This is a genomic window from Gammaproteobacteria bacterium (assembly GCA_015709635.1).
In the GTDB taxonomy this organism is placed as follows: domain Bacteria; phylum Pseudomonadota; class Gammaproteobacteria; order Burkholderiales; family Nitrosomonadaceae; genus Nitrosomonas.
The window spans coordinates 908,041-932,781 of the sequence record CP054180.1 but is presented as its reverse complement, the minus strand read 5'-3'; the positions used below and the strand labels follow the sequence as shown (position 1 = coordinate 932,781).

Annotated in this window: 16 protein-coding genes; 2 read left to right on the top strand and 14 right to left on the bottom strand. The window is 49.8% G+C overall.

All coding sequences use genetic code 11. The annotated features are described in order from the left end of the window. The first annotated feature begins 389 nt into the window (after window positions 1-389). A complete protein-coding gene (locus HRU78_04070) occupies window positions 390-1,394 on the top strand; it encodes an NAD(P)-dependent alcohol dehydrogenase (GenBank protein QOJ22927.1) in 1,005 nt (334 codons plus the stop codon). 51 nt (window positions 1,395-1,445) lie between these two features. On the opposite strand, the gene HRU78_04065 is transcribed toward HRU78_04070, so the two are convergent. Next, complete coding sequence (locus tag HRU78_04065) at window positions 1,446-5,255, bottom strand: EAL domain-containing protein (protein QOJ22926.1); 3,810 nt, start codon at window positions 5,253-5,255, stop codon at window positions 1,446-1,448. Between the two features lie 380 nt (window positions 5,256-5,635). Here HRU78_04065 and HRU78_04060 point away from each other — a divergent pair, with 380 nt between their 5' ends. Then, complete coding sequence (locus HRU78_04060) at window positions 5,636-5,956, top strand: cupin domain-containing protein (protein QOJ22925.1); 321 nt, start codon at window positions 5,636-5,638, stop codon at window positions 5,954-5,956. 77 nt (window positions 5,957-6,033) lie between these two features. Here HRU78_04060 and rpmE read toward each other — a convergent pair whose 3' ends face one another. The 13 genes from rpmE to HRU78_03995 all read right to left on the bottom strand — a co-directional run bounded on the left by rpmE (window position 6,034) and on the right by HRU78_03995 (window position 24,394). Next, a complete protein-coding gene (gene rpmE / locus HRU78_04055) occupies window positions 6,034-6,246 on the bottom strand; it encodes a 50S ribosomal protein L31 (protein QOJ22924.1) in 213 nt (70 codons plus the stop codon). Between the two features lie 106 nt (window positions 6,247-6,352). After that, window positions 6,353-7,612: a transcription termination factor Rho gene (rho, locus tag HRU78_04050; GenBank protein QOJ22923.1), complete on the bottom strand. Its 1,260-nt coding sequence runs from the start codon at window positions 7,610-7,612 to the stop codon at window positions 6,353-6,355. Between the two features lie 146 nt (window positions 7,613-7,758). Continuing rightward, window positions 7,759-8,085, bottom strand: coding sequence for a thioredoxin TrxA (trxA, locus tag HRU78_04045; protein QOJ22922.1), 327 nt, complete (start codon window positions 8,083-8,085; stop codon window positions 7,759-7,761). Between the two features lie 223 nt (window positions 8,086-8,308). After that, the gene (locus HRU78_04040; protein QOJ22921.1) at window positions 8,309-9,364 is read right to left on the bottom strand and encodes an ABC transporter ATP-binding protein; all 1,056 of its coding nucleotides are present in this window, start codon (window positions 9,362-9,364) and stop codon (window positions 8,309-8,311) included. 4 nt (window positions 9,365-9,368) lie between these two features. Further along, a complete protein-coding gene (locus HRU78_04035; GenBank protein QOJ22920.1) occupies window positions 9,369-10,970 on the bottom strand; it encodes an iron ABC transporter permease in 1,602 nt (533 codons plus the stop codon). A 97-nt stretch (window positions 10,971-11,067) separates the two neighbouring features. After that, window positions 11,068-12,081, bottom strand: a complete 1,014-nt coding sequence (locus tag HRU78_04030) for a Fe(3+) ABC transporter substrate-binding protein (GenBank protein ID QOJ22919.1) — start codon at window positions 12,079-12,081, stop codon at window positions 11,068-11,070. A gap of 93 nt (window positions 12,082-12,174) precedes the next feature. Next, window positions 12,175-12,936, bottom strand: coding sequence for a DUF3750 domain-containing protein (locus HRU78_04025; protein QOJ22918.1), 762 nt, complete (start codon window positions 12,934-12,936; stop codon window positions 12,175-12,177). A 152-nt stretch (window positions 12,937-13,088) separates the two neighbouring features. Next, window positions 13,089-14,654 carry a 50S ribosome-binding GTPase gene (locus HRU78_04020; protein QOJ22917.1) on the bottom strand — a complete coding sequence of 522 codons (1,566 nt, stop codon included), beginning with the start codon at window positions 14,652-14,654 and terminating at the stop codon, window positions 13,089-13,091. Further along, entirely contained in the window at window positions 14,651-15,880 is a 1,230-nt protein-coding gene (locus HRU78_04015) for a 50S ribosome-binding GTPase (GenBank protein ID QOJ22916.1), read from the bottom strand. The genes HRU78_04020 and HRU78_04015 overlap by 4 nt, the downstream gene beginning before the upstream one ends. Before the next feature lie 113 nt (window positions 15,881-15,993). Beyond that, window positions 15,994-17,553 carry a hypothetical protein gene (locus HRU78_04010; GenBank protein QOJ22915.1) on the bottom strand — a complete coding sequence of 520 codons (1,560 nt, stop codon included), beginning with the start codon at window positions 17,551-17,553 and terminating at the stop codon, window positions 15,994-15,996. Next, window positions 17,475-20,297, bottom strand: coding sequence for a peptidoglycan-binding protein (locus tag HRU78_04005; protein ID QOJ22914.1), 2,823 nt, complete (start codon window positions 20,295-20,297; stop codon window positions 17,475-17,477). Before HRU78_04005 ends, HRU78_04010 begins: the two co-directional genes overlap by 79 nt. A gap of 229 nt (window positions 20,298-20,526) precedes the next feature. Next, window positions 20,527-21,921: a PAS domain S-box protein gene (locus tag HRU78_04000; protein ID QOJ22913.1), complete on the bottom strand. Its 1,395-nt coding sequence runs from the start codon at window positions 21,919-21,921 to the stop codon at window positions 20,527-20,529. 31 nt (window positions 21,922-21,952) lie between these two features. Continuing rightward, window positions 21,953-24,394: an EAL domain-containing protein gene (locus HRU78_03995; protein QOJ22912.1), complete on the bottom strand. Its 2,442-nt coding sequence runs from the start codon at window positions 24,392-24,394 to the stop codon at window positions 21,953-21,955. Between the last annotated feature and the right edge of the window lie 347 nt (window positions 24,395-24,741).

Genomic DNA, 24,741 nt, shown 5'->3' with positions numbered 1-24,741 from the left:
AATCCAACACACTTCTTATATCGAATACATTAAAAAGTTTTAATGACCATTTAATGATAGTGAGTTGGATACGACAATTAAATTCCAAACTTTAATACTTTCTTTCTTGATGAAAAACACCAATATACATTAACAATCAATAATATACAAATATATTCCAATAATATGCCGAGAACCCGCACGTATTTGTAGAATGCACTTCATAAGCAATTAATTTCTTTACAATTATGCATCATACAACTTTACCTGTTTATTCCATTGAAACCATTTCTATTGTAAGATTTCTACCAAAAGATACTTTAAATTTTCATTTTTTCTTTATTGAGAATTTTAAACTAATTGATTTATTTTAAATTTTGAGTAAATAAAAATTTCTTCCGAGAAAATTTATGATTAAAGCTTATGCAGCGTTTGAGGTGGGCGGAAAGCTCCAGCCTTTCGAGTATGACCCCGGATTATTGAACGATCATGACGTAGAAATAGCCATTGAATATTGCGGCATTTGTCACAGCGATCTTAGCATGCTAAACAACGAATGGGGAATAACACGCTTTCCATTTGTACCAGGCCATGAAATTATTGGCACGATCTCGGCAAAAGGAGCAAATGTACACAGTCTGCAAGTAGGACAACGGGTCGGTCTCGGTTGGCATTCCGAATATTGCATGACTTGTTATAGTTGCTTGTCAGGTGATCACAATCTTTGCGCACAATCGGAATCAACCATTGTTAACCGTCATGGCGGCTTTGCTGACAAAGTTCGCGCTCATGCTGCCAGTGTAATCGCGCTGCCGGACGGCATTGATGCCCAAAATGCAGCCCCCCTTTTTTGTGGTGGAATCACTGTCTTTAATCCCTTATTGCAATTCAATATCTCACCCACTGCAAATGTCGCTGTCATCGGCATCGGCGGCTTAGGGCACATTGCTCTGCAGTTTCTAAATGCCTGGGGTTGTCAAGTAACCGCCTTCACTTCCAGTGATAACAAGAAAAAAGAGGCATTGGCGTTAGGTGCGCATAATGTCTTGGATACACGCGATTCTGCTCAACTTGCCGCTGCATCGAATCAGTTCGACTTAATTCTATCGACAGTCAATGTGAAGTTGGATTGGAATACCTACCTTGCAACTTTGCGTCCCAAAGGGCGGTTACATTTTTTAGGCGTAACGCTAGAACCACTGGATATTAATGTATTTCCACTAATCTCAGGTCAATATTCAATTTCCGGCTCACCTACCGGCAGTCCAGCGAGCATGATCGCCATGTTGAATTTTGTCAAACAGCATAATATTAAGCCGGTTGTTGAGATATTCCCCTTTGACAAAATCAATGAAGCACTGGAGAAGTTAGCCAGCGGTAAAGCAAAATATCGTATTGTTCTTAGCAATCAGTAGAATAACATACTCTAAACAAGTTATTCTCGATCTCAAGCACACCGATCGTATTCATTTTTGCGCATTAGCCAGCATCAAGATTGTATTCCATTGCTTTAATTTCTCGGCAGCTTCTCTCGCAGGCAGCGGTTTACTAAAATAAAATCCTTGATATTGCCTGCATCCGCGCTGCTTGAGAAAATCAATTTGCTCTTTTGATTCCACACCTTCGGCAACCACATGCATATTCAGACTGTGCGCCATCGCGATGATCGCTGTCACTATTGCTGCATCATTTTCATCGATTGCGATATCACGCACAAAAGAGCGATCTATTTTCAATGCATCAATCGTATAGTGCTTCAAATAGCTCAGATTTGAATAGCCGGTACCAAAATCATCAATCGAGATCTTAAATCCCATGGCACTCAATTGCTGCAATGTTCCATTCACCTCTGCAATGTTTTCCGCCAGCATGCTTTCTGTAATCTCCAAAGCCAGACAACTCGCCGAAACCTCGACTTGTTTCAGAATACTCGCCACCTCTTGCACAAAATATTTCTTTTGAAATTGTTTGACGGAAAGATTGATGGCGATTCTGGGCACTTCAAGTCCTTCATCCTGCCACTCTTTTAGCTGCATACATGTAGTTCTGATGACCCAATCTCCAATCGGCAAGATCAAGCCGGTTTCTTCGGCCAACTTAATAAATTGAGCGGGCGAAATCAATCCCTTTTCCGCATGCTGCCAGCGTAGCAACACTTCCAGACCAACCCAATGATGCGTATCCATATCAATAATCGGCTGAAAGTACAGCATCAGCTCGTTATTTCTTATTGCCTTATGCAAGTCATTGCCCAATTCATGTTTTTCTTGCATCAAACGATTCATCTCTGCGGAATAAAACTGGTAGTTGCTGCGTCCTGTTGCTTTCGCATGGTACATCGCCAGATCACTGTGTTTTAGCAGTGCATCCACATCTTTCCCATCTTTGGGATACAAAGCAATGCCAATACTGCTATCAATATGCAACACCCGTTCATTAATGTGATAGGGCTGTGCCAATCCATACAATATCTTTTTCACAATCGATTCGACAGCCGCAACATCGGTGATTTGTGTCAGTATCACGATAAATTCATCGCCACCTTGACGAGCTGCCGTATCCTCGCTGCGTATGCTGGATAAAAGCCTGGCAGCCACCTCCTTCAGCAAAAGATCGCCCAAACCGTGACCAAGCGTGTCATTCACAACTTTGAAATGATCCAGATCGATGAACAAAACCGCGGAAAAATCCCGATGACGCTGATTATGAGCCAGCGCCTGCGACAATCGATCTTGCAGCAATAATCGATTCGGCAAGCCTGTCAGCGCATCATGGTTGGCCATAAAGCTGATATGCCGCTCCAGCTGCTTGCGTTCCAGCCAGAATCTGAAGTCATCTGCTATATGGTCAATAAGATTTTGTTCATCCGGCAGCATGAACGACTTTTCTTCTGTATAGAAAACCTGCAATTGACCACAAACTGTCCCATTTATTTTGATTCTTGCGAAAATACCATGATTAAGATCCTCATTGTAGTTATAAGAGGTATAGCGCTGATCATGAATACTGATCATGCACGCAACATGATCAGGAAACTGCATAGCCGGTATAAGGTGTTCAAAAATTCGCGCGCACAATTCACCGATGGAGCAATCTTGCTCCATCTCGCGGCGGATCGCATACAGACAAGTTCTTTCCTTCAACCTTTCGCGCAGAATCAGTTCCTTCTGCTTACGCGCAGTTATATCCACACGTACGGATATATAGCGAATTATCCGGCCGTTACTGTCTTTGAACGGAACGATGGTGGAATCCACCCAATATAAGCTGCCGCTTTTCCTCCGGTTGCAGATCTCTTTGTGCCAGATTCTTCCATTGATGATCGTTTCCCACATTTCGATAAAAAAATTTTTAGAATGCACACCGGAATTGAGGATACGGTGATCTTGTCCGATCAATTCCTGCTGGCTATAGCCGCTAATCTCGCAAAACCGGTCATTGGCTTCTATAATCCGGCCGGATCGATCGCTCACGGAAACTAATGCAAGCTGTCCGATGGCTTCGAGATACGTCGTTAATTCCGCATAAGTGGTTTGCAATTCCCGGTACAGCAGTTTCAAATTGGCTTTAGAGGCGATCAATGCTTTATTGGCAGCTTGTAACTCTCTATTTGCCGCCAGCAATTCTTCATTGGTCGAATGCAGTTCTTCATTACTGGATCTGAGTTCTTCTTGCGAAGTTTGCATTTCTTCCTGCGTAGTCTGCATTTCCTCGCGCATCAGTTGCAACTCGGTCATCATCGCTGTAACTGCGGCATCGTCCGTTCTTTCTGGCAAATCCATTGCTTGCTCCATTCTCAACAGCTGCAGAATTTCCTCCAAATTCATGACCGGATTTTTCTTGGTGATCGCTGACAGAGAAAAGTCTTGCATCAGATTACGGTTTTCCAGTTGCAGTCCATTGTCAAGCCGTTTGTATATCGCCAAACTGCGTTCCAATGGGGTAAATAACTCGGAGAAATTATCGATAGATTCCGCAGTACCCAGCAGCAAAATACCACCGGGGTTTAATGCATAATAAAATAGGGGCAATAATCTTTTTTGTAGCTCGCGATCCAGATAAATCAATAAATTACGGCACGATAAAATATCCAATTTGGAAAATGGCACATCGGCAAGCACATTTTGCGGTGCGAACACCACCGTCTCGCGTATTGCATTACAAACCCGGTAACCATTTCCCTGCCTGATAAAAAATCGGTTCAAGCGCTCCAATGAAATATATTGACTGATACTCATCGGATAAAGCCCCCGACGGGCTTTTATGATGGCTTCTTGATCCAGATCGGTGGCAAATATTTTCACCGCATACCAGTCTTGCAAGCCGCTTTGTTCCAACGCTTCCTGAAATAAAATCGCAAATCCGTAAGCCTCTTCTCCTGTTGAACAGGCAGGCACCCAGACTCTCACCGTTTTCCCTTGCGGATTTGCCGCCAAGATCGGTGGAATAATCTCTGCTTTCACATACTGCCACATCACAGGATCACGAAAGAAATGGGTCACATTGATCAATAACTCCTTAAATAATAAATCCAACTCCTTCGGATTTTCATTCAAGAAATGAACATAATCTTTCAGCGTGCTCATTTGATTCTGTTGCATCCGTCGATCAATACGGCGATGCAATGTGCTTCTCTTATAACGGGAAAAATCATTGCCGGTCCGCGCATGCAAAAGTTGCACGATGTCATTTATAACAACCATTGCCTGCGGTTTTTCCGAATTGGATTTTAAATAACGCGCAATGATGTCCGGCAATAGCTTAAGTGTTGCTCTGGTACCAACCGCAGTTGTATCGAATACACTACCGAGGTCTTCCAATTCTGTAAGTAAGCAATCTTGGGCAAGACTCAGCCCACCTTTTTTCTTTATCTCCAGTAAACCTTGAGCACCGTCGCCGCCCGCACTTGAAAGAATAACGCCAACCGCTGATTCCCTGCGATCTTCCGCCAGACTGCGAAAGAAAAAATCGATTGGAAAATTTGATACCGACTCCGGCACTGTATCAAAGACACACAAGAAACCGTTCGAAATAAATAAATTCCTATCCAACCGCGTGGCCATATAGATGCAGTCGGGCTGCATTTTCGACAGGTCTTCCACTAACACAATCTCCATGCCGGTGACATCGCGCAGCTGACCGAAAAATTGGCTGACCTGGGTCGAGTCCGTTGACTGGAAGATGACTACGAAAGCTGCACCGGAATCCGCAGGGATTTGGGCAAGGAGCTGCCGCAGAGTCTCAAATCCTGTGATTGAAATACCGATACCCACCACTGGAAATGAAGCAACTTCAAGATTTCTCGCTTGATCAGACGGATTGGGCAGACTTAAATGCGACTTTTGCGATGTGAAGGATAACTTCTTTGCAGCTCGACCAGTTTTTCTGATTATCAAAAGAAGCCTCTGATTCCATGAAGTTAACAGAAAATTTCCGATTGATGTTTATAGCATAGTTTTATGGAATTTTTTCAACTTTATGATTACAACAGCAAAAATGGGTCGCTTATTTTTAAGCGATGATTATTTCAAACGAGCTTTTCACCACAACATTGCAGTCGCATAAAAATCATTTGCAATTGGAAATTTTTTTAGTTCCTGTTTTCAGAATAGGAATTTTTATACAATGAGAAATCCGGCAAACTCATTAATTCAACATGAAATTACGAAACATTTACGCAGAAATTCCCAAAAACCTGAATCAGGAATTCTTTGAGTTACTGACGAAGAACGAAGCAGTAAAGATCGAGAGAATTATTTCAAAAGGACAAAGATCGCCAGAATCCGGCGGCTGGTATGATCAGGAAAAAAACGAGTGGGTTATGATATTAAAAGGTAAAGCTGTACTGTCTTTTGAAGATCAAACGTCAGTACAACTTTTTGAGGGAGATTTTATTACTATACCTGCGCACAAGAAACACAAAGTTGCGTGGACAGATCCCGATACCGAGACTATCTGGCTCGCCATTCACTATTAAAGAGAAACGACCAGTCATCAGAACATACCGAATCCTGTCGCCAGGATGCGAATGCAATTTTGCAATTACTCGGGTAATTATTTGCGTATTTGCTTACTGTATTTTTGGCGGAATTTCTCAACCCGACCAGCGGTATCCACAATCTTATGCTTTCCAGTGTAAAACGGATGACACTGAGAACAAACCTCAATATTCAAGGGCTTGTTCATAGTAGAACGGGTTTTAAAAACACTGCCGCAACTGCAAGTCACGGTGATTTCCTGATAATCCGGATGAATGTCTGCTTTCATTGCCAATATCCTTGTTTATTTCAATCCCAATGAGAACAATGGGGAAGATTAAAAAGCGGTGTATTATCCTTTAATGTGCGTATTGGTGCAACTGGGAAAATTTTATCTAGACCCGCCGCATAGAATCAAAAAAGTCGGAATTATTCTTGGTTGCCTTAATTTTATCAAGTAAGAATGCCATCGCATCCATATCATCCATGGGATGCAACAATTTGCGCAGTACCCAGATTTTTTGCAGCACATCGGGTGAAATCAGTAATTCTTCCCGTCGAGTTCCTGATCGGTTCACATTGATCGCTGGATATATCCTTTTCTCCGCCATTTTCCGGTCAAGATGGATTTCCATATTGCCGGTGCCCTTGAATTCTTCATAAATCACATCGTCCATGCGTGATCCGGTATCGATCAACGCGGTCGCAATAATGGTCAGCGATCCGCCCTCTTCGATATTGCGCGCCGCACCGAAGAAGCGTTTGGGCCGTTGTAATGCGCTGGCATCTACACCACCGGTCAATACCTTACCCGAAGCGGGCACCACAGCGTTATAAGCGCGCGCCAGCCGGGTGATCGAATCAAGCAGGATTACCACATCCTTTTTATGCTCGACGAGGCGTTTCGCTTTCTCAATGACCATTTCAGCTACTTGAACATGCCGTGTGGCGGCTTCGTCGAAAGTGGAAGAAATCACCTCCCCTCTGACTGAACGAATCATCTCCGTCACCTCTTCCGGCCGTTCATCGATCAGCAACACCATCAAAATCACATCCGGATAATTAGCCGCAATCGCATGCGCGATATGTTGCAGCATGACGGTTTTACCGGATTTGGGACTGGCCACCAGCAAACCGCGCTGACCTTTACCGATCGGGGCGATCAGATCGATGATACGGCTGGTAATGTTTTCTTCGGCTTTGATATCGCGTTCGAGCACGAGTCGCTCATCGGGAAACAATGGGGTCAGATTTTCAAACAAAATTTTCTGCTTGGAATTTTCCGGCGGCTCGTTATTGACTTTATCAACTTTCACCAGCGCGAAATAACGTTCCCCATCCTTCGGCGGCCGAATCTCGCCATCAATCGAATCACCGGTATGCAAATTAAAGCGCCGGATCTGGCTAGGTGATATATAGATATCATCCGGCCCGGCCAGATAAGAAGTATCAGGAGAACGCAAAAATCCGAAACCGTCTTGCAACACTTCCAGCGTACCGTGACCGTAAATATTTTCACCCTTGCGCGCCTGATTCTTAAGCAATGCAAAAATCAAATCTTGTTTCCGCATTCGGTTAGCGCCATCGATTTCGTTTTCGACAGCCATTTTTACTAATTCAGTGACGTGCAGGTTTTTTAAATCAGATAAGCGCATGTAAAGCTCGCGAAAAAATAATACTCGGGTGAAAGATAATGATGCTGGAAGGAAAGTTGTTACGGATGGGATTATTAAATATACGGTTGTGGGCTTTTACCGCTCACTTAGTCCACAAATTTATTATGTGTATTAGACTAGCGGGTTTAAATATGGCTGTCAATAAAGGCTGTCAACTGTGACTTCGACAAAGCTCCGACTTTAGTCGCTTCAATATTCCCATTTTTAAATAACATTAATGTCGGAATACCGCGAATGCCGTATTTAGGCGGTGTTATCTGATTCTCATCGATGTTCAGCTTCGCCACTTTAAGACGCTCACCATATTCGCTCGCAATTTCGTCGAGTATCGGCGCTATCATCTTGCACGGACCACACCATTCCGCCCAGTAATCGACCAGGACAGGCGTTGTTGACTGCAGAACTTCCGCATCAAAATTTGCATCAGTAACGTAATGAATATGCTGACTCATATAATCCTCATTCAAATTATTCAGTATTAAGAACAGTAAACCTTATTATCTCAAAGACCGGTTTACCAGATTGATGGAATAAAGCTGTAAAAGAGTGGTATAAAACTGAATGGTTATGCTATAGAAAAAATAATCAAAAGGGAAGTGGCTTCCCGCTTAAAATAGCAATCAGAAAAAGTAAGTCGATAAAAGTGTTACACCGACCGGATACAAAAGTGCGCCATCACCCTTGCAATTGCCGGAATGCCACAATATGATCGGCTTCGAGTTTGATGCCTATTTTCCCGCCGATCGCATGATCATGATGACTGGGCACCAGCACAAGCACTTTGACTCCACTCGCCAGCCGCAAGGTGTACAAAATCTCCGCGCCACGAAATGCCTTGTGCATCACTGTTGCCTTCATCGGACTGGCATCGTCATGCACGATATCATCCGGACGCAATAACACGTCCACCTGGCACCCCGCTTCACAGTGTTGCGGTATCGCACCGCTCAATACCCCCAGTTCGATTTCGACTTGCTGCGCATCGGTCACCCTGCCGGGAAGGAATACGCCCTGACCGATGAAATTGGCCACAAAACGGTTAGCCGGGCGATGATACAGATTGAACGCGGTATCCCATTGCTGAATCTCGCCATGATCCATCACCCCGATCACATCGGCAATCGCAAACGCTTCCGTCTGGTCGTGCGTTACCAGAATGGCCGTAATTCCTTGATTCTTGATAATCTCACGCACTTCCATGCTCAAGCGTTCGCGCAAACTGACGTCCAGATTAGAAAAAGGCTCGTCCAGCAATAACAGATCCGGTTTCGGCGCCAGTGCGCGCGCCAGCGCCACGCGCTGCTGCTGACCGCCCGACAATTCGTGCGGATATTTTTTCGCGACGCTGGCCAGATGTACCACGTGCAAGAGCTCTTCAACCCGCCGCTCACGTTCCGCCCGGGTTAACCGGTGCAGGCCGAAACCGATATTGGCGGCGACATCCAGATGCGGAAACAACGCATAATCCTGGAAGACCATACCGATACGCCGCCGTTCCGGCGGCACAAAGGCACTCGCGCTGCTCACGCTTACTTCGTTCAATAGAATTTCACCGGCCGATACGCGCTCAAAACCGGCGATACAGCGCAACGCCGTGGTTTTACCGCAGCCGCTTGGGCCGAGTAAGCAACCGATCTGACCCTTGCGTAATTGTAACGATAAGTCGTGAATGACAACTTGCGCGCCGTACGCTTGCCGGATGTTGTGCAATTGCAGCAAAACCGTACTCATTTATTTACTTCTCAGTTTGACGCATAAACAAAAAAATCGGAATCAATCCCGCGAGCACCAGCGTGACAGCCGGCAAAGCGGCTTGCTCCCATTGCCCTTCCGAAGTCATTTCATAAATCCGCACAGCCAGTGTATCCCAGCCGAATGGACGCGTCATCAGTGTAATAGGCATCTCTTTCATGACATCGACAAACACCAAAGTTGCAGCCGTAAAAATTCCCGGTTTCAGTATCGGGATATGTACTTTCCGGATCATCATCCCGCCGTGCACCCCCAAACTCATCGCCGCTTCATCAATACTGGGAGTAATCCGTTGCATAGCGCCGTCAATCGGGTAATGACTCACCGCCATGAAGCGGATCAAATAAGCAATCAACATGATCATCAACGTGCCCTGTATCAATGGGCCTGTTTCGACTTGCAGCCAGCCTGCCAACCATTCGCTCAGCCGTCCATCCAGCCACACCAGCGGCACGTACACGCCAATCGCTAGAACCGTACCGGGCAATGCGTAACCGATGGTGGCGATACGCACGGCAAAACGCGCGGCTGGGCTGGGATAACGCCGCGCCGCATACACCATCGCGATGACTACCAGGCAGATCAATAAAGCCGCCAGGCCGGATAATGTCAGAGAATGCCAGAGAAATTCGAGGTAGCGCGTGAGGTCGAAGTCTTGCGCAAACGATTGCACGGCCCAGCGGCACAATTGCAGCATCGGTAATAAAAATGCCAGAAACAGTACACTCAGCACAAAGCCGGCCACCAGCCAATTGCGCCATCCCGTCAGGCGAATGCGCTGCGCCCGCTCGGTCCTTTTATTTTCCGCGTAGCGCATGCGCAACCGCAGCTGTTGCTCCACCACAATCACGGCAAAAACGATCATGATCAACAAAGAAGCCAGTTGAGAAGCTGCCGGCAGTGAAAACATGCTGAACCATGCCTTGTAAATCGCCGTCGTGAAGGTGTTGTAATTAAAAACCGCCACGGTGCCGAAATCCGCCAATGTTTCCATCAGCACCAGCATGATGCCACCGGCTATCCAGGGGCGCGCCATCGGCAGCACCACTTTAAAGAACCCTTGCCTGCGATTGAAACCGAGCGATTGCGCCACTTCCAGTGAACGTTTACCTTGACTCAAAAAAGCATTGCGCGCCAGCAAATACACATAAGGATAAAAAGCCAGCATCATGACCGCAACCACCCCCATTCTGCCGCGAATATCGGGAAACCAGGATAAATCGGAATCCAGCCAAGCGCGCAACGCCGTTTGTACCGGACCGGTAAAATCGAACAAGCCCAGTGCGACAAACGCCGTCACATACGCAGGCATTGCCATCGGCAACAGCAACGCCCAAGAAAAAAAACGCCGCCCGGGAAATTCATAAACTGCGGTGATCCACGCCAGACTAATCCCCAATAACGCGGTGCCGGCAACAACTCCCAATGCCAGCCAGAATGTATTGACCAGCAACAGCGGCAGTGTCGTCTCAAGCAGATGCTGCCAGACATCGCTGACCGGCGCGAAAAAAGAAGAAACGATCACGCCGACGGGCGCCAGTACCAATGCAGCGGCGATAAAGGGAACTGAGCGCCAAATGGCCATGACCGGTTGGTGAAGAGACAGAATGGAAAATGGCGAAAGAAGCTATGTTTTCTATCGCTTCTTTCGCCGCCTTAATCTTGGTATTTGCTGCGCCTTTTTACTGATAACCCGCACGATCCATCAGTTTGACGGCGGTTGTTTGCAACTCGCCGGCTTTTACCAGATTGATCGGGTTTTGTTTGAAACCGCCCCAGGCAGCAACAAACGGATCGACTGCAATTTTCGGATTGACCGGATATTCCATGTTGACGTCAGCAAAAAGATTTTGCGCTTTGTCGGACGACAAAAATTCCAGCAGCTTGACGGCGGCTTGCTCATGACGGGCATGGCGCGTCACACCGGCACCGGAAATATTGACATGCACGCCACTGGTATTCTGATTCGGCCAGAAAATCGCTAGCGGCAGATTCGGATCTTTCTTCATCAAGCGGCCAAAGTAATAAGTGTTGACCAAAGTCACGTCGCACTTACCGGCAGCGACGAATTCCAGTGCGCGCGTATCGTCCGATAAAGGATCGACGGCCAGATTGGCCACCCAACCTTTAACAATTTTTTCGGCTTCGGCTTCGCCGTGCTCGGCGATCATCATCGCCACCAGCGATTGGTTGTAGACTTTCTTCGATGTCCGCAAACACAAACGTTTATTCCATTTAGGATCGGCCAGATCCTCATACGTCGACAATTCTTCCGGCTTCACTTTCTTGGTGTTGTAAATCAGCGTCCGCGCACGGATCGACAAACCGAACCATTCATTAGCCGGGTCGCGCAAATGCGCCGGAATGTTACTTTCCAGCACGGCGGATTTAATCGGCTGCAACAACCCCGCCTGCGCAGCCGCCCAAAGATTACCGGCATCCGCCGTAATCAGCATATCGGCCGGGGTATTTTTTCCTTCCGCCTCGAGCCGGGCGAGCAATGCGCCTTCATTATCCGTGACGTATTTGACTTTGATTCCGGTTTCCTTGGTAAACGCATCGAACATCGGCTTGATAAGCTGTTCGATACGCGCGGAATAAACCACGACTTCCTCGGCATGTACCGGCTTTATGATCAACAAAGAAAAAAGAAGAAAAACAGCAGTAGGGAAACGGCTTAGATTTGATTTCAACATGAAAATACTTCCAGGAAAACGTGCATCAATCGGATTAACAATTGGCAGTTACTATAGTACGAATAAGAATAATTATCAATTGAATGATCGGAATCAATTTTCAACTACAGGTTGAGACAGAAAATCCAGCTCCTTGCGCCCGACCAGCGGCAATTTGAGCGCGAGTGGATCCCAATCGACACCGAACGACAATCCCAGCAGATTGAATTCGATACCCTCCACCGCGCTGACCAGCATGCCCATCAACCCGAACAAGGAAATCTGCAAACCGCTGCCGCTCGGCGCTTGCGAAATCAGCCGGTAGCCCAGATAATCCTTGCCGATCGCAGTCGGCGGCAAATCCAGTTGCAGTTCGGGAACGGAACGGGAAACCCAGGCGGTGAAGGTATTGGAATTCGGTCCCGGCCAGATCGTGTAATCTTTTGCGTAAGGATACTTGCGCGCGGCTTCATCGATTTTCTCAATGAGCCCATCCGCTTCCGCGCCGCGTTTCTCCAGCAGTATCTCCGGCATGTTGCCGTACCAGCGCCGGTCCGGCGCATTGTCATAAATCACCAACACCGGCAGCTTGCGGCGCTGCAACCAGCCGATCACTTCGTAAATCGTATACGACTGTGCTGCAGCCGGTTTCACCGCAATCCAGGTGTGAATCGCAAAATAACCGCGCCAACTGAATGCCCGTGCGCCATAAACCTGTACAACCGCTTCCGGTGTTGTGGCGGGATCGGGCGCCAAACCGGCCGGCTCGCGGCTCGCACTCCACCAGTTTTGCGCCCGCGCCCGATCCGGCATGACCATCATCGCGGTCACACCCAAAACCAGCAACAGAATACTGACGATTAAAACACGCTTCATTGCTATCCCCGTTCCACAAAGGAAATGCTGATTAATTGACTATACGAGCGAATCACTTCGTTGCGCGGTACTCGCTCCCTCACCTATCTTGTTGATATGTCCCGGTTGCTGTGTTCCGTGCGCTTCGTGCTTCATCTCGTTCGCCGAATTAATCAGCACTTCCCTAACGCCCGGTACGCTTTCCCAATATTTCCGGGCAAATCGCGCACAAACCGGCCGGCACCGGCCATCTGCCGCCGCAGCAACACCCAATCCTCGGCACGCTTTCTGGCATCCAGGCAACGCATCAAGCGCACGCGCAACGCTTCGTCCTGATGATTCAGGATCGCCGCCCACAAGGTATCGTCGACATTGTAAACGTTGCCCGCGAGCAGACAGACGGGAATTACTTGCTCAACCGGCACGGCCAGATCGGCTGCAATCGCGCGCACCGCGGCATTGATATTGGCCGCCTTACTATTCAGCGCATCCGTCAGGTTGTACGGCGGTTGCCATTCATTGACCGGCCGCAAACGGTCGATAAAACTCGCCGCAATCAGCAGCGGCGGCGCACGCCGGTCTGTACGCGAAGCCTGAGCGGCGCGCAGTGTATCCAGACAATCGCGCTCAACCTGCCGGTCCGGCCGGTTGGCCGGCGTCACCCACAAAATCAGATCGGCGTTTTCCGCCGCCGCCAGCATGCGCTGATGATCAAACAACGCACTGTCACAGCCGGGGCTATCGGAAATCAGCGCTTGTGTCAGCCCCTCACGCGCTAAAACAAACGGCGTAAGCGCTTGCGTCGTATCCGGCAGCACATCGGCAGGCGCCGTAACCGCACCGAACAACGCATTGATCAGACTGGACTTACCCGAATTCGTCCGACCCAGCACCAAAATGCGCAACGGTTCGGCAGCCACTTTCGTTGTCTGCTCGATCTGTCCGAGGTCTGTTTGCGATAGCGGCGTCGGCGCAGTGACGGATTCTTCCTCCACCAGCGGCAGACGGCCGCTATACAAATCGATCGCGTAGTAACCGACCTTGCACACATAGGCGCGCAAAAACCAGCGGTGCAACTCGTCCCCGGCCTGGTCAAAACTACGCGCGCGTAGATGCCGCCAGGCTTCACTGAGCAACGCATTGACCGGATTGATGAGCAGACTGCCGGCACGGTATATGTTGACCACCCGTTCGGCTTTTTCTTTCCAGCGTTGCAGGCGGAACAGGTCGCCGATGGTCAGGCGGTTGCTGAACGGTATTTTTTCCGCGACATCCTGGCGCAGATCGCGGCTCGCCCGTTCGATAATCAGCAAGGTGTGCGGTATGGTGAGCTCCAGCAGCGGTTTTTCGACATCCGGGTAATAACAATGCGCGACCGTTTCCATCGTTTTCTGCCCCAGCGCCAGCACCCAATCGCCCTCCTCGATCGGCCAATCCTCCGGGTTGCACGTCTGCGCCAGCGCTTCCACTTCCCGCCACACTTTTTCCGCGCTGGGCGGCCACTCCGGATTAGGCTCGGTGGCCGAATCCCTGAGCAATTGCCGTTCCCGCCGCACCAGCCAAACTTGCAAGCCGTATCCCAGACCGCCGCATATCACCAAGGCAACCAGCCAATACTGCAAATTCCCGCTCTGCCACAACCACAACACGCCCAGCCCGAGCAATGCCAGCAGCGGCAGCAGCATCAGGATGAATACCAGCAGCCGCAGCGGATCGACGGACGGCAGCAGTGCTTTCATGCGGATTTACCCTGCAACCGGTCTTTTAAGAATGAAGCGCCGCGCTCCAGTTCTGCCGCATAAATTTGCCGCAAGCTATCTGCATCCACGTTCAAACCATCCTTGCGCCGCGCGAAGAAATAAATAGCCGCCTTACCCAACGCGTACGTGGTCGCACCGCTGGAGCTCGCCCCCCATAACGCACCCACGGTTTGTCCGAAAACCGGAATCACTTTCGCCACGGTGCGGCTCAGCAGCCGAGCCAGGTAACCGGATGCAATCCCGGCGCCCGCCAAACCGAGAAACTCGGTGATCGTGCTCTTATCCCAATTCTGACCGTACAGCAGCGCCAGACTATGCAGCAATTTCGCCTGCACCGCCGAGACCGCGACCCAATCCACCACCGGCAAAGCGCCCAGCCCCGCCGCCGCCAACGCGTAACCGGTAATGTGCTGATGCGCGGTGCGCGCATACAAATCCTGCACCGCTGCATCGCCGCTCAACTGGTACTGCAAACCCAGCGACGTCAGCGATTCAATCGCCTGCCACAGCGCTTCCAGACCGTAATCCGGCGGATCGAAACCATCCTCGGGCAATGTCAAATCGACCGCCACCCAATGCACCGGTGCGAAGCCGGGCAATGTTCCCAGCGCAGCACGCTGCGCCGCAATGGCGCGGCGCAAATCGAGCGGCACCGCCTCCGACAACGGATCGCCGGCATACGGCCACGGCCGGATATGCCCGCTGCCATGCGGATACAATTCGTGCAAACCGGTTTGCACCAGCAGCAGCGGCCATTCCGGATGACGCCTGCGAATGGCGAACAAGGCATCGAACACCGCGGCCTGATGAACATCCGCCACTTTCATCACCGCCACCAACAAATGCGCCTGCGCTTCGCAGTACTGCATATCGTCCGCCGGATCGTACGCCACTTCACCCAAGCCGCGCGTATCCAGAAAGCGCACCAGCGGCGCTTCCGTCGGAAAATCGTAAAACCGCGCGCTGCGCGTGCACGGCTGAAAACCGTTGCCGATCTCAGCGGCTTCACTGCCGGTCAATGCCCGAATGATCGATGTCTTGCCGGATTGCGTTTTACCCAGCAGCCACAACACCGGCACCGGCATCTTCGCGCGCGCTTCACGCAGCGAGGCATCCAACAATGCCGGATCGACTTTGGGCTCAAGCAATGCCGTGCGGAGCTGCTCCCAATACTCCGTCCAGTTTTTCAGATCATGCAATTTCATCGGGCCATCTTATCATCAGTGGCAGCAAAAAAACTGAGATAGCATAGGGAACGACAGAGCGATAACAAGTACCGGTAAAGCGAAGTTTGCCGCAAAAGAATGCTAAAAAAGATTCAATGCGGCGCCTGGAACGGCACGCCGAGAAAATGCCGCCGGGTGAATTCCGATTCGTTCAGTGCCTTGTCGTAGCGGGCGAATGCGGCGACCTCATCGGCTGGTGTCGAATTACTTCCCGAAAACGTAATCAACCCAGTGCGGAAGCGGCGCAAGTCGGTGCAGCGATCCACTGCCTGATCCACGGTCATGTGGCCGCTTTTCATACCGAAATCCTGCAGGCTTTCCATTTTGATCCCGAGCTGCACGATGGAGGGATGAATACCGGCGCTAGTGATCGATTTCAGGATTTGCACATGCCGCTTCGTCAGCGCATCCTGCCCGCCGGATGATTTCTCGGTTTTTTTCCCGCCGCCCGCCTGGAATCCTTCATCGTACGCCATGATCCGGGCGATCATGTTGGCGCGTCCGGCGGCCAGGCCGATCGGCTGCACCCGGGTATGGCCGAAAATATAAACGCCGTCGTCGAAATTGCCGGATTTGGCATCGACAAAAGCGGCCGTCGCATACGATACGAAGCGCCCCTTAGTAATCAGCAGTTGCGCCAGCGTTTGATACAGGTCGCGCAGATTATCCGCCGCGGCTTGTTCCTTTTTGGCGGCCGGGTCGGACGATGTCGGTCTCGCAACCACCCAATCCTTGATGGTTTTACCCTGTTTGAACCAGGCCTTCATAGTATCGCTTTGTTCACCCGGGCCGATACCGTTCACCTCGATATCGAAGCCGACACCATCGAAGCTCCAGTTATCGAGCACATCGCGGATGCGATTGGCATGATCGGTCATATCGGAATTTCGCGAGGTAATGAACGAGACAAAATCGCCTTGGGTTTGTTTACTGAAATCATCGCGCACTTCATAGCCCGCGGTGACCTGAATACCCAGCGAGTGACTGGCGCCGATCAAGTTCTTCAGCGCCAGCTCGACGAAGCTGCGTTCCTTGCCGGGCGATTTTCCGACCGCGTGACCAAATACCGCCAATTCCGGAGTCAGATCGACCGAACCATCCGGCCGCCGGCTGATCGTAGCGATCAGCGAAATATCGTCCAATCCTCCGCAATGCTTGCTCATGAACGATTCATACTGCTGCGCCGAAGGAATCTTGCCGTCGATTTTATGGAAAACGGCGACGCGCTTGGTAAAGTTCGCCAGACCGGTCCACAGCGATAACCGGGATCGCGCCGACACGACCGCACGCAACGGCGTTCCGGCATCGACCTTGGGAATCAATGCCGCTTGACCGATCATACGCCATGCATACGGCACATTCTGCACGCGCCGGCGGATATCAGAAATGCTCCAGGGATCGGCCTTATCGCTCGACCATTTGCACGATCCGCTAGCATCGGGCTGCAACACCTGAGACTCGTCGGCGCCGCGAAACACCACGACTTCGTTGCTTTTCCAGCCGAACGCCGCTTCCTGCGCCGACGGTTCAATGAAGGACGGATCGGCGAATTGCACTTCGAAATCCGCCATATCTACAACTGCCGTCCGGTTTTCGGATCGTACGCCACCGGCACCGGCACGACCTGATCGGTCGGCAGCACTTCCACCCATTGATCAAAAACCTCGAAATCCTCACCGGCCTGCAACGCACGGAAACCGCCCTGCAGCGGATAAAAGCCGTGCTCGTAGACCTTGTCGACCGGCGTCGCCGAGACGCGGTTATCGTCGTTGATTTCGTCGCCCGGATAACGTCCCACTTTCATCGACTTGGCGTGCTTGTCGGCGACGACATCGCACAAATGGTTGATGGCATCGCGAATCGTTACGTTCGGCCCGCTGTGCGGAATTTTGCCCAGCTCGTCGAGCGGCGCGACGTAATTGTCGTCCAGCCCGTCGGTGCCTTCCACATGCAAGCGCTGCAACCAGTTCATCGCCGCGCGTTCCTTGCCGGGACGGATCGGAATCACCGCTTTGACCCACGGCGCATTGAGGAAGGCGTTGCGCATATTGTCGCCGTCGAGCTGCAACAGCCAGCCCAGCGATGCACCCAATTTGGCGGGATCAGATTCTTCCGTGATGTAGTAGTTATCCACCCGGTTGTCGTACATTCCGCCCCAGGTGACGGTGTCCATCGACGCAATCTGCGTGTTTTCCGCTATCGCAGCCGCGGCGGTGATCAGATTCTTGGCTGCCTTGCTCTTGATTTGCGTATGAACCGAGCCGCCCGCAGTGGCAACGCTCACCGGCGCGGGCGTGACGGAAGACGGTTTGCGGATGCCGCCCAAGCCTTGATGACTGTGGTGCAGACGCGGCCGCCACCATTCCGGCGCGACGAAATACAGCATCTTGTCGATATCGAAAATCGTATTCAGCAGTTCCGACACCACATGCCGCGTGCGATCGTCCGGCATCGGCAAATCCTTGGTCAGCATGTCCTGAATCAAGCAACGGTACACCACGATACGCTCTTCCTCACGCAGATCCTCGTATTTGCGCGACTCGATACGCGACATTTTGTTGATGCGGTCGCGCGCCGCTTCGACAAAGGCCTGCTCGTACTCAAACTTGGTTTTCTCGTTGAATTCCTTGATCTTTTGCTCGTTCTGCGCGGTGACTTCGTCATTCAGCTTTTTGCCCGGCTGCCAGGTGATTTTGGCCACCACGCGCAGCGGCGACACATTGCGAAAGTTCACATGCTTGACTTTGACGGAAAAACGGATCGCGCCGGGTGTATCTTCCTGCACCTCGTCCAACTGCAAGCGGATATCGCTGCCGCCATAGTCAAAGCTGATAAAACCGGCTTCACCGTATTCATAACCCGGCTGATCGCATTGCGCCTTGAAACCGCCGAAATGCCACTGAATTTGCTCCGCCTCGCCTTCGTTGTCATCCAGATTCACTTCCTTGCCTTCGCGGTACACTTCGTCCATATCGTCTTCCGGCAGCGTGTCCTCGGTTCTCGGCACAAACGGAATGTCGATGCTCAAGTCGGTCGTGACCGGTTGCGGCATCGGAATCGCTTCCGGCGGCGGTATCTCGCCCACCTCGGGGCCTTTGGCCAGATGCACCAGCTTGGCGATACCGAGCTGGCGGCCCGGATCGTCGACATACGTCTGCCAGCACAAATACGTGCCGATATCCTGCACCTGCACGCCGACCTGGCGCATTTTGCGGCGCATCTCGTAATTGAGCAGATCCTGGGTGGTGTTGTTCAGCACGTAGCGCTTGCTCGAGGTATCGGTCGTTTCGGTCACGGTGCGGAACGTCGATTTGTAGTTTTTGCGGATCTCGGTGGAAATTTTCTCGGTCTGCTGGCGCATGTGCTTGTGCGAAACTTCGCGCGCTTTGGATTGCGTGTTGGCCATATCGATACTGGCGGATGCGCTGGCGCTGCCGCCGATCCAGCTTTGGTTGGCGGTGGCGTTCATGCCGAATTTGGTATCGGATTTGTTGTCTTCCTTCACCGCTTGCGACAATTCGTCTTCCTCGGTCAGCGATTTCTCGGTCTTCAGCACCGTTTCCAGCGCTGTTTCCAGCGTGCGCTCGACCAACGTCCGGCGCGTACTGACTTCGACCAATTCGACACTGCTGCCCGGACTGAGCCACACATGTCCGACCGGCGAACCGAGAAAGGTATCGAACTCGAAGAAATATTGCCGGAACAAATGCACGATGCCGATCGGCGACAACCCGGCGCGGTCGATATCCTTGAACGGATCCATGTAGTCGAGCGGATCCTTGAAACTCAGCAGTTTTTGCAGATTCGCCAGTTGATTGTCCTGCTTGTAGAACAACTGCTTGAGGGTGTCGTACTGCTTGGTCTGCTTCAAGTGCAACACATAACCCGCGACTGTGGATTCGCGCTGCAACTGCTCCGCCGCCAGTTCGTTGGCGGCTTCCACGCTACGAGGATTTGCCCGCGCGTCCTGCGCGGTCTTGTACCATTCGGTCACCTGGGAAATCACATCCTGATTCAATGTGGTCTTGATGCGATCGGCATCGATCAGCTTGTCCCACATGCGTTCGTCGTAGCGCTCCAGCGGCGGCAACTCGCGCGTCAAGTTCTCGATGACGAAGCTACCCATTGCCCCCTTGCGCGACACATCGCCGCTCGCGGTTTCCAGCCGCGAGATCTTTTGCAACACGCCACGCTCGTCCAGCACCATCTCGAAATCGCCGCGGAAACGCTTGAACAGTTGCTCGCGCACTCTGCTCAAATCCGCACTGAAACCCTTTTCGATACGCTGTTTGATGCGTTTGGATTTCCAGCCGATCATCGGTTGATACACGCCGAAGATCTCGCTGTCGTACGGCAGGATATTTTTGTATTGCGAGAAATCGCTGATTTTTCTCATGACCGGCACTCCTTATGATTGACGATTGTCATTGCGAGTGAGAGGAACCCCTGCTTGCGACTATAGGTAAAAGCGAGGACTCAGTCAAACGAAGCCGCCGTATTATTCAATCCCAAATTCTTTTCGCTGTTTATTGAATTAGTGGAAGGAAGTTGCACCTGAATCCGGAAAAATATTCAGAATAAGATTGCAAAAGATTTTGATTCAGGAGCAATTCAATACAGTCATTTTATAGTGGCACAACCAATGAAAAGCTGGTCGGATTTTTACGATGAATGGTAAGTTCTGCTGAAATCTGTTCGCTGAGTAACTGGACCAGCTGCAGACCCAGAGATTGGGTATTTTCGATATCGAAATCATCCGGTATACCTATGCCGTCATCGCTGATGCTTACCAGCAACTGCCCCGGATTCTGACGTTTCAGGCGGATATCAATATTGCCCGATCGTTCTTCCGTAAACGCATACTTCATCGCGTTGGTGCAAAGCTCATTCAGAATCAACCCCAAGGGAATACTGATGTCGATCGGCAGGAGTACCTGATCGGTGTCGATATTCAAGGCGATTGTCGACGTATTCAGCGCATACGAAACGGTTAAGTTGTCGACGAGGGATTGGATGAAACTGGAAAAATCAATGCGCGAGAAATCCAACGACTGATACAAAATTTGATGAATCAGCGCCATGGATTTCACCCGGTTTTGACTTTCTTTCAAAACGGATATGGCGGTACTGTTATTGACCATATCGGATTGCATACCGAGTAAGCTATCGATAATTTGCAGATTGTTTTTAACCCTGTGATGAATTTCCGACAGCAACAAATCTTTTTCCTTTAATGCCGCTTTGAGCTGTTCCTCCTGCTGTTTCCGTTCGGTAATATCAATGACCGAAGCAAGTACCATGACTCCCCTGGGTGTCTGGATCGGGTTCAAACCCACTTCAACCGGAAATTCCTTGCCATTTTTGTGCAAGCCGTGCAGATCCCGGCCGTGCCCCATGGCACGCGCACTGGGGTGTTTCAGATAGTTACTTCTTAAGGTGGGATGGTGGGTGCGATGCGATTCTGGAATCAGGATTTCAATCGATTGACCTAGTAATTCCTCCCGGCGATAACCGAATAGCTCTTCGGTAGTGGAATTTACCATGACGATTTTTCCCTTATGATCGGTCATTACCATGCCGTTCGGAGAAGCCTCGACCGCCAGATGGATCATTTCCTCAGCATGCTTGCGATCGGTGATATCGACGATGGCGGCGAGCACAAAAATGCCGTCGTGCTCAGTCTCTACCGGATTCAATCCAACCTCGACCGGAAATTCCCTGCCACTCTTGTGCAATCCGTACAGATCCCTGCCATGACCCATCGGGCGGGATTTCGATTCACTGATATAAGCCTGCCGATATTCGGGATGATGGTAACGGAATCGTTCCGGGATAAGCATTTCGAGAGGGTGGCCGATTAATTCCTTGCGGGAATAACCGAACAGCCTCTCCGTAGCGGAATTCACCATGACGATTTTTCCATCGCAATCGGCCATGACCACACCGTTCGGGGAGGCTTCCACGGCAAGATACATCATTTCTTCGTTATTGCTGAAACTTCTGAGTCGGGTGGGCGGCATGGCTGTATGGAGTCCCGGATTGTAAAAAAGCTTAAAACTTTAAGGTATTCAATCGATCCGGCAATTTCCGGATCAAATAAGGTATTTGTTCGGCATCTACCGGTCTGCTGAGGAAATAACCCTGTAGCTCATCACAGCCGAGATTGCCAAGAAAATCAGCTTGCTCGTAGGTTTCGATACCCTCAGCCGTTACCTGCAGATTAAGTTTCTGAGCCAATGCCAGAATAGCTGCTGCAATGGCGCAATCATTCGTGTCATGCGGTATGCTCCTGACAAAGCTTTGGTCGATTTTCAACCGATTTATTGGAAGATTTTTCAATGAACTCAAACAGGAATAACCGGTGCCGAAATCGTCGATGGAAATCGGTATGCCTAGGCTTTCCAGTTGCTCTAAGCATTTAATATAAATCAATTCATTTTGCAAACAGGATTCGGTGATTTCCAGTTCCAGCGAATGGGCCGGCAAAGAATATTGCTGCAATAGCTTTGCAATAAATTGCTGCAAATCTTTATCCGCAAGTTGACGTATGGAAATATTGACCGCGATGCGCAGATCGCTAAAACCTTCAGCCCGCCATTGCTCGAGTTGCTTGCAGGCTTCCGTCAGGATCCAGTTGCCGATTTCCACAATAAGCCGGCTCGATTCGGCAATCGGAATTATCTCAGCCGGAGATAACAGCCCCTTTACCGGATGCAGCCAGCGGATCAACGCTTCCACCCCGGTTATTTTGTTCTGCGATAAAGAAAATTGCGGTTGATAGTGAAGCAGAAACTCATTCCGGATTAAAGCATGATGCAATTCCCGCTCTCTCGTTAAGTAATGCGCGGCTTTTTGTGTCAAGGCCGGATGATAAAAAGCGTAGCTGTTGCGTCCTTTGTTTTTTGCTTCATACATGGCCGTGTCCGCCATTTGCACCAGTTCGTCATGATGCGAGGAATGATCAGGATATGCGCTGATCCCGATGCTGCACGACGGAACGATTTCCATGTTGCTGATGACTACCGGATGAGAAAGACATTCCAATATTTTTTCAGCCACGGTGATCAAGGCGTCGCGGGATTCGGCATTCGTTACGATAACGATGAATTCATCACCGCCCAATCGACCCAATGTATCGCTTTGCCGCAGTACCGAAAGCATTCTCTGCGCCACGAAGCAGAGCATGGAATCGCCATGCGTATGCCCGAGGGTGTCATTGATTCTTTTAAAATTATCGAGATCGATAAACAACACGCCAAGAAACGAGGAACTTCGTATCGCTTTTGCCAATGCCAATCGCAACCGATCCATGATCAACATCCGGTTGGGCAAGTTGGTCAGACTATCGTAGTAAGCAATATGCGACAACTGTTCCTGCGTCTCACGGATCGGCGTGATATCCGATATCATGACGACGAATTGCTGTTCTTCGCTCGCGTCGACGGGAATGAGCCCAATCGTCAGCCAGACATACATGGTTTCGTTATTTTTTTTGCACGCCGTGATTTCTCCGCGCCAATGACCGTGTTTTTCAATGCCTTGCCAGATACTGTTGTAAGTATTCTCGCCTAAAGCAAGGCGGGTAAGAAAGGGCAGTTCCTTATTGCGAAGATTATGGGATTGAAACTTGGTGATCTTATAAAAAGCGCTGTTGGCACAATTGAATTTTCTATTCTTATTCAGAATAATAATGCCTTCCGAAGCACAATTAAAAACAGTCGCCGCTTGCGCCAGGCGGTCTTTTGCCAGATGACTCTCGGTTGTTTCCTGCAAGATGCCGACGATCTGATGCTTTCCCACATCGCTGTTTTTAAACGATTTGCCATACAGTTTGTACCAGCAGCTTTTTCCGGGACCAGGGTTGACCCGGAATTCTATTTCGGCGGACGAACCCTTTTTAGTGCGCAGCCTATCGATAAAATCGGATACATTGCGCTTGTGATTTTCGTCTATTGAAAGAAAAAAGCTTTCCCAGCCGGATATCGGCTCTATGTTTCCTTCCGGGCTCTTCCCCATGAATATTTCACGGGATTCCTTCGTTACTTCCCAGGTACCCAATCGCGCCGCTTCCAGTGCAAGACGAAAGTGCTGCTCGTTCTTTTTTAGCAGAATATCGTTTTCGTAACGCTCGATCGTGACTTGGATAATGATGTGTAATTCTCTGTCGGAAAACGGTTTTAACAAATAACCGTAAGGCTTGGTCGCCTTCGCCCGGGTCACGGTTTTTTCTTCGGAATAAGCGGTCAGATAAATGATTGGAATACTATGTGCTTTTTGCAATCGATCCGCTACTTCAACACCATCCATTTCGCCCTGAATATGAATGTCCATCAAGACGATGTTCGGCAGCTCCTGATCCACCAGCGACAGTGCTTTTTGGCCGTTAGCCGCCATGCCGGTAACCTGATAACCTAATTTTGTCAGACGTCTCTTCAGATCAAGCGCAACAATCTTTTCATCTTCAACGATGAGTATCTTGACGAATCCATTCATACTTGCCCATCCTATTGCAAACAATAATTTCCAATAAACAATTACCTACATTTCAGCATCCTTCTCCGGCAATTTCTCGCCGTGAAAAAACGGGTAAATTATGTAACTTAATATTTTTGTTTGAATAAGATTCCGATATCAATGAATATTATAGAATTTCTAATTTCATACAGAAGGAATCAAGAAAGAGGAACAAATTAACAAAAAGAAGAATGAATTTATATCAGCAATATCTTACATGCTTATTAAACAAACCATTAATAATTCATGGTTTTGCGATATCAGTTACTTGCAATACGTAAGAAATCTGAGGAAGACCTATCCCTTCTGTCAAAATTCACATATTT

Bases quoted from the DNA above. Each gene is read 5' to 3' on its own strand.
- HRU78_04070 (QOJ22927.1), top strand. From the start codon at position 390: ATGATTAAAGCTTATGCAGCGTTTGAGGTGGGCGGAAAGCTCCAGCCT.
- HRU78_04060 (QOJ22925.1), top strand. From the start codon at position 5,636: ATGAAATTACGAAACATTTACGCAGAAATTCCCAAAAACCTGAATCAG.
- rpmE (QOJ22924.1), bottom strand. From the start codon at position 6,246: ATGAAAGCAGACATTCATCCGGATTATCAGGAAATCACCGTGACTTGC.
- rho (QOJ22923.1), bottom strand. From the start codon at position 7,612: ATGCGCTTATCTGATTTAAAAAACCTGCACGTCACTGAATTAGTAAAA.
- trxA (QOJ22922.1), bottom strand. From the start codon at position 8,085: ATGAGTCAGCATATTCATTACGTTACTGATGCAAATTTTGATGCGGAA.
- HRU78_04040 (QOJ22921.1), bottom strand. From the start codon at position 9,364: ATGAGTACGGTTTTGCTGCAATTGCACAACATCCGGCAAGCGTACGGC.
- HRU78_04035 (QOJ22920.1), bottom strand. From the start codon at position 10,970: ATGGCCATTTGGCGCTCAGTTCCCTTTATCGCCGCTGCATTGGTACTG.
- HRU78_04030 (QOJ22919.1), bottom strand. From the start codon at position 12,081: ATGTTGAAATCAAATCTAAGCCGTTTCCCTACTGCTGTTTTTCTTCTT.
- HRU78_04025 (QOJ22918.1), bottom strand. From the start codon at position 12,936: ATGAAGCGTGTTTTAATCGTCAGTATTCTGTTGCTGGTTTTGGGTGTG.
- HRU78_04020 (QOJ22917.1), bottom strand. From the start codon at position 14,654: ATGAAAGCACTGCTGCCGTCCGTCGATCCGCTGCGGCTGCTGGTATTC.
- HRU78_04015 (QOJ22916.1), bottom strand. From the start codon at position 15,880: ATGAAATTGCATGATCTGAAAAACTGGACGGAGTATTGGGAGCAGCTC.
- HRU78_04010 (QOJ22915.1), bottom strand. From the start codon at position 17,553: ATGGGTGGAAGTGCTGCCGACCGATCAGGTCGTGCCGGTGCCGGTGGC.
- HRU78_04005 (QOJ22914.1), bottom strand. From the start codon at position 20,297: ATGAGAAAAATCAGCGATTTCTCGCAATACAAAAATATCCTGCCGTAC.
- HRU78_04000 (QOJ22913.1), bottom strand. From the start codon at position 21,921: ATGCCGCCCACCCGACTCAGAAGTTTCAGCAATAACGAAGAAATGATG.
- HRU78_03995 (QOJ22912.1), bottom strand. From the start codon at position 24,394: ATGAATGGATTCGTCAAGATACTCATCGTTGAAGATGAAAAGATTGTT.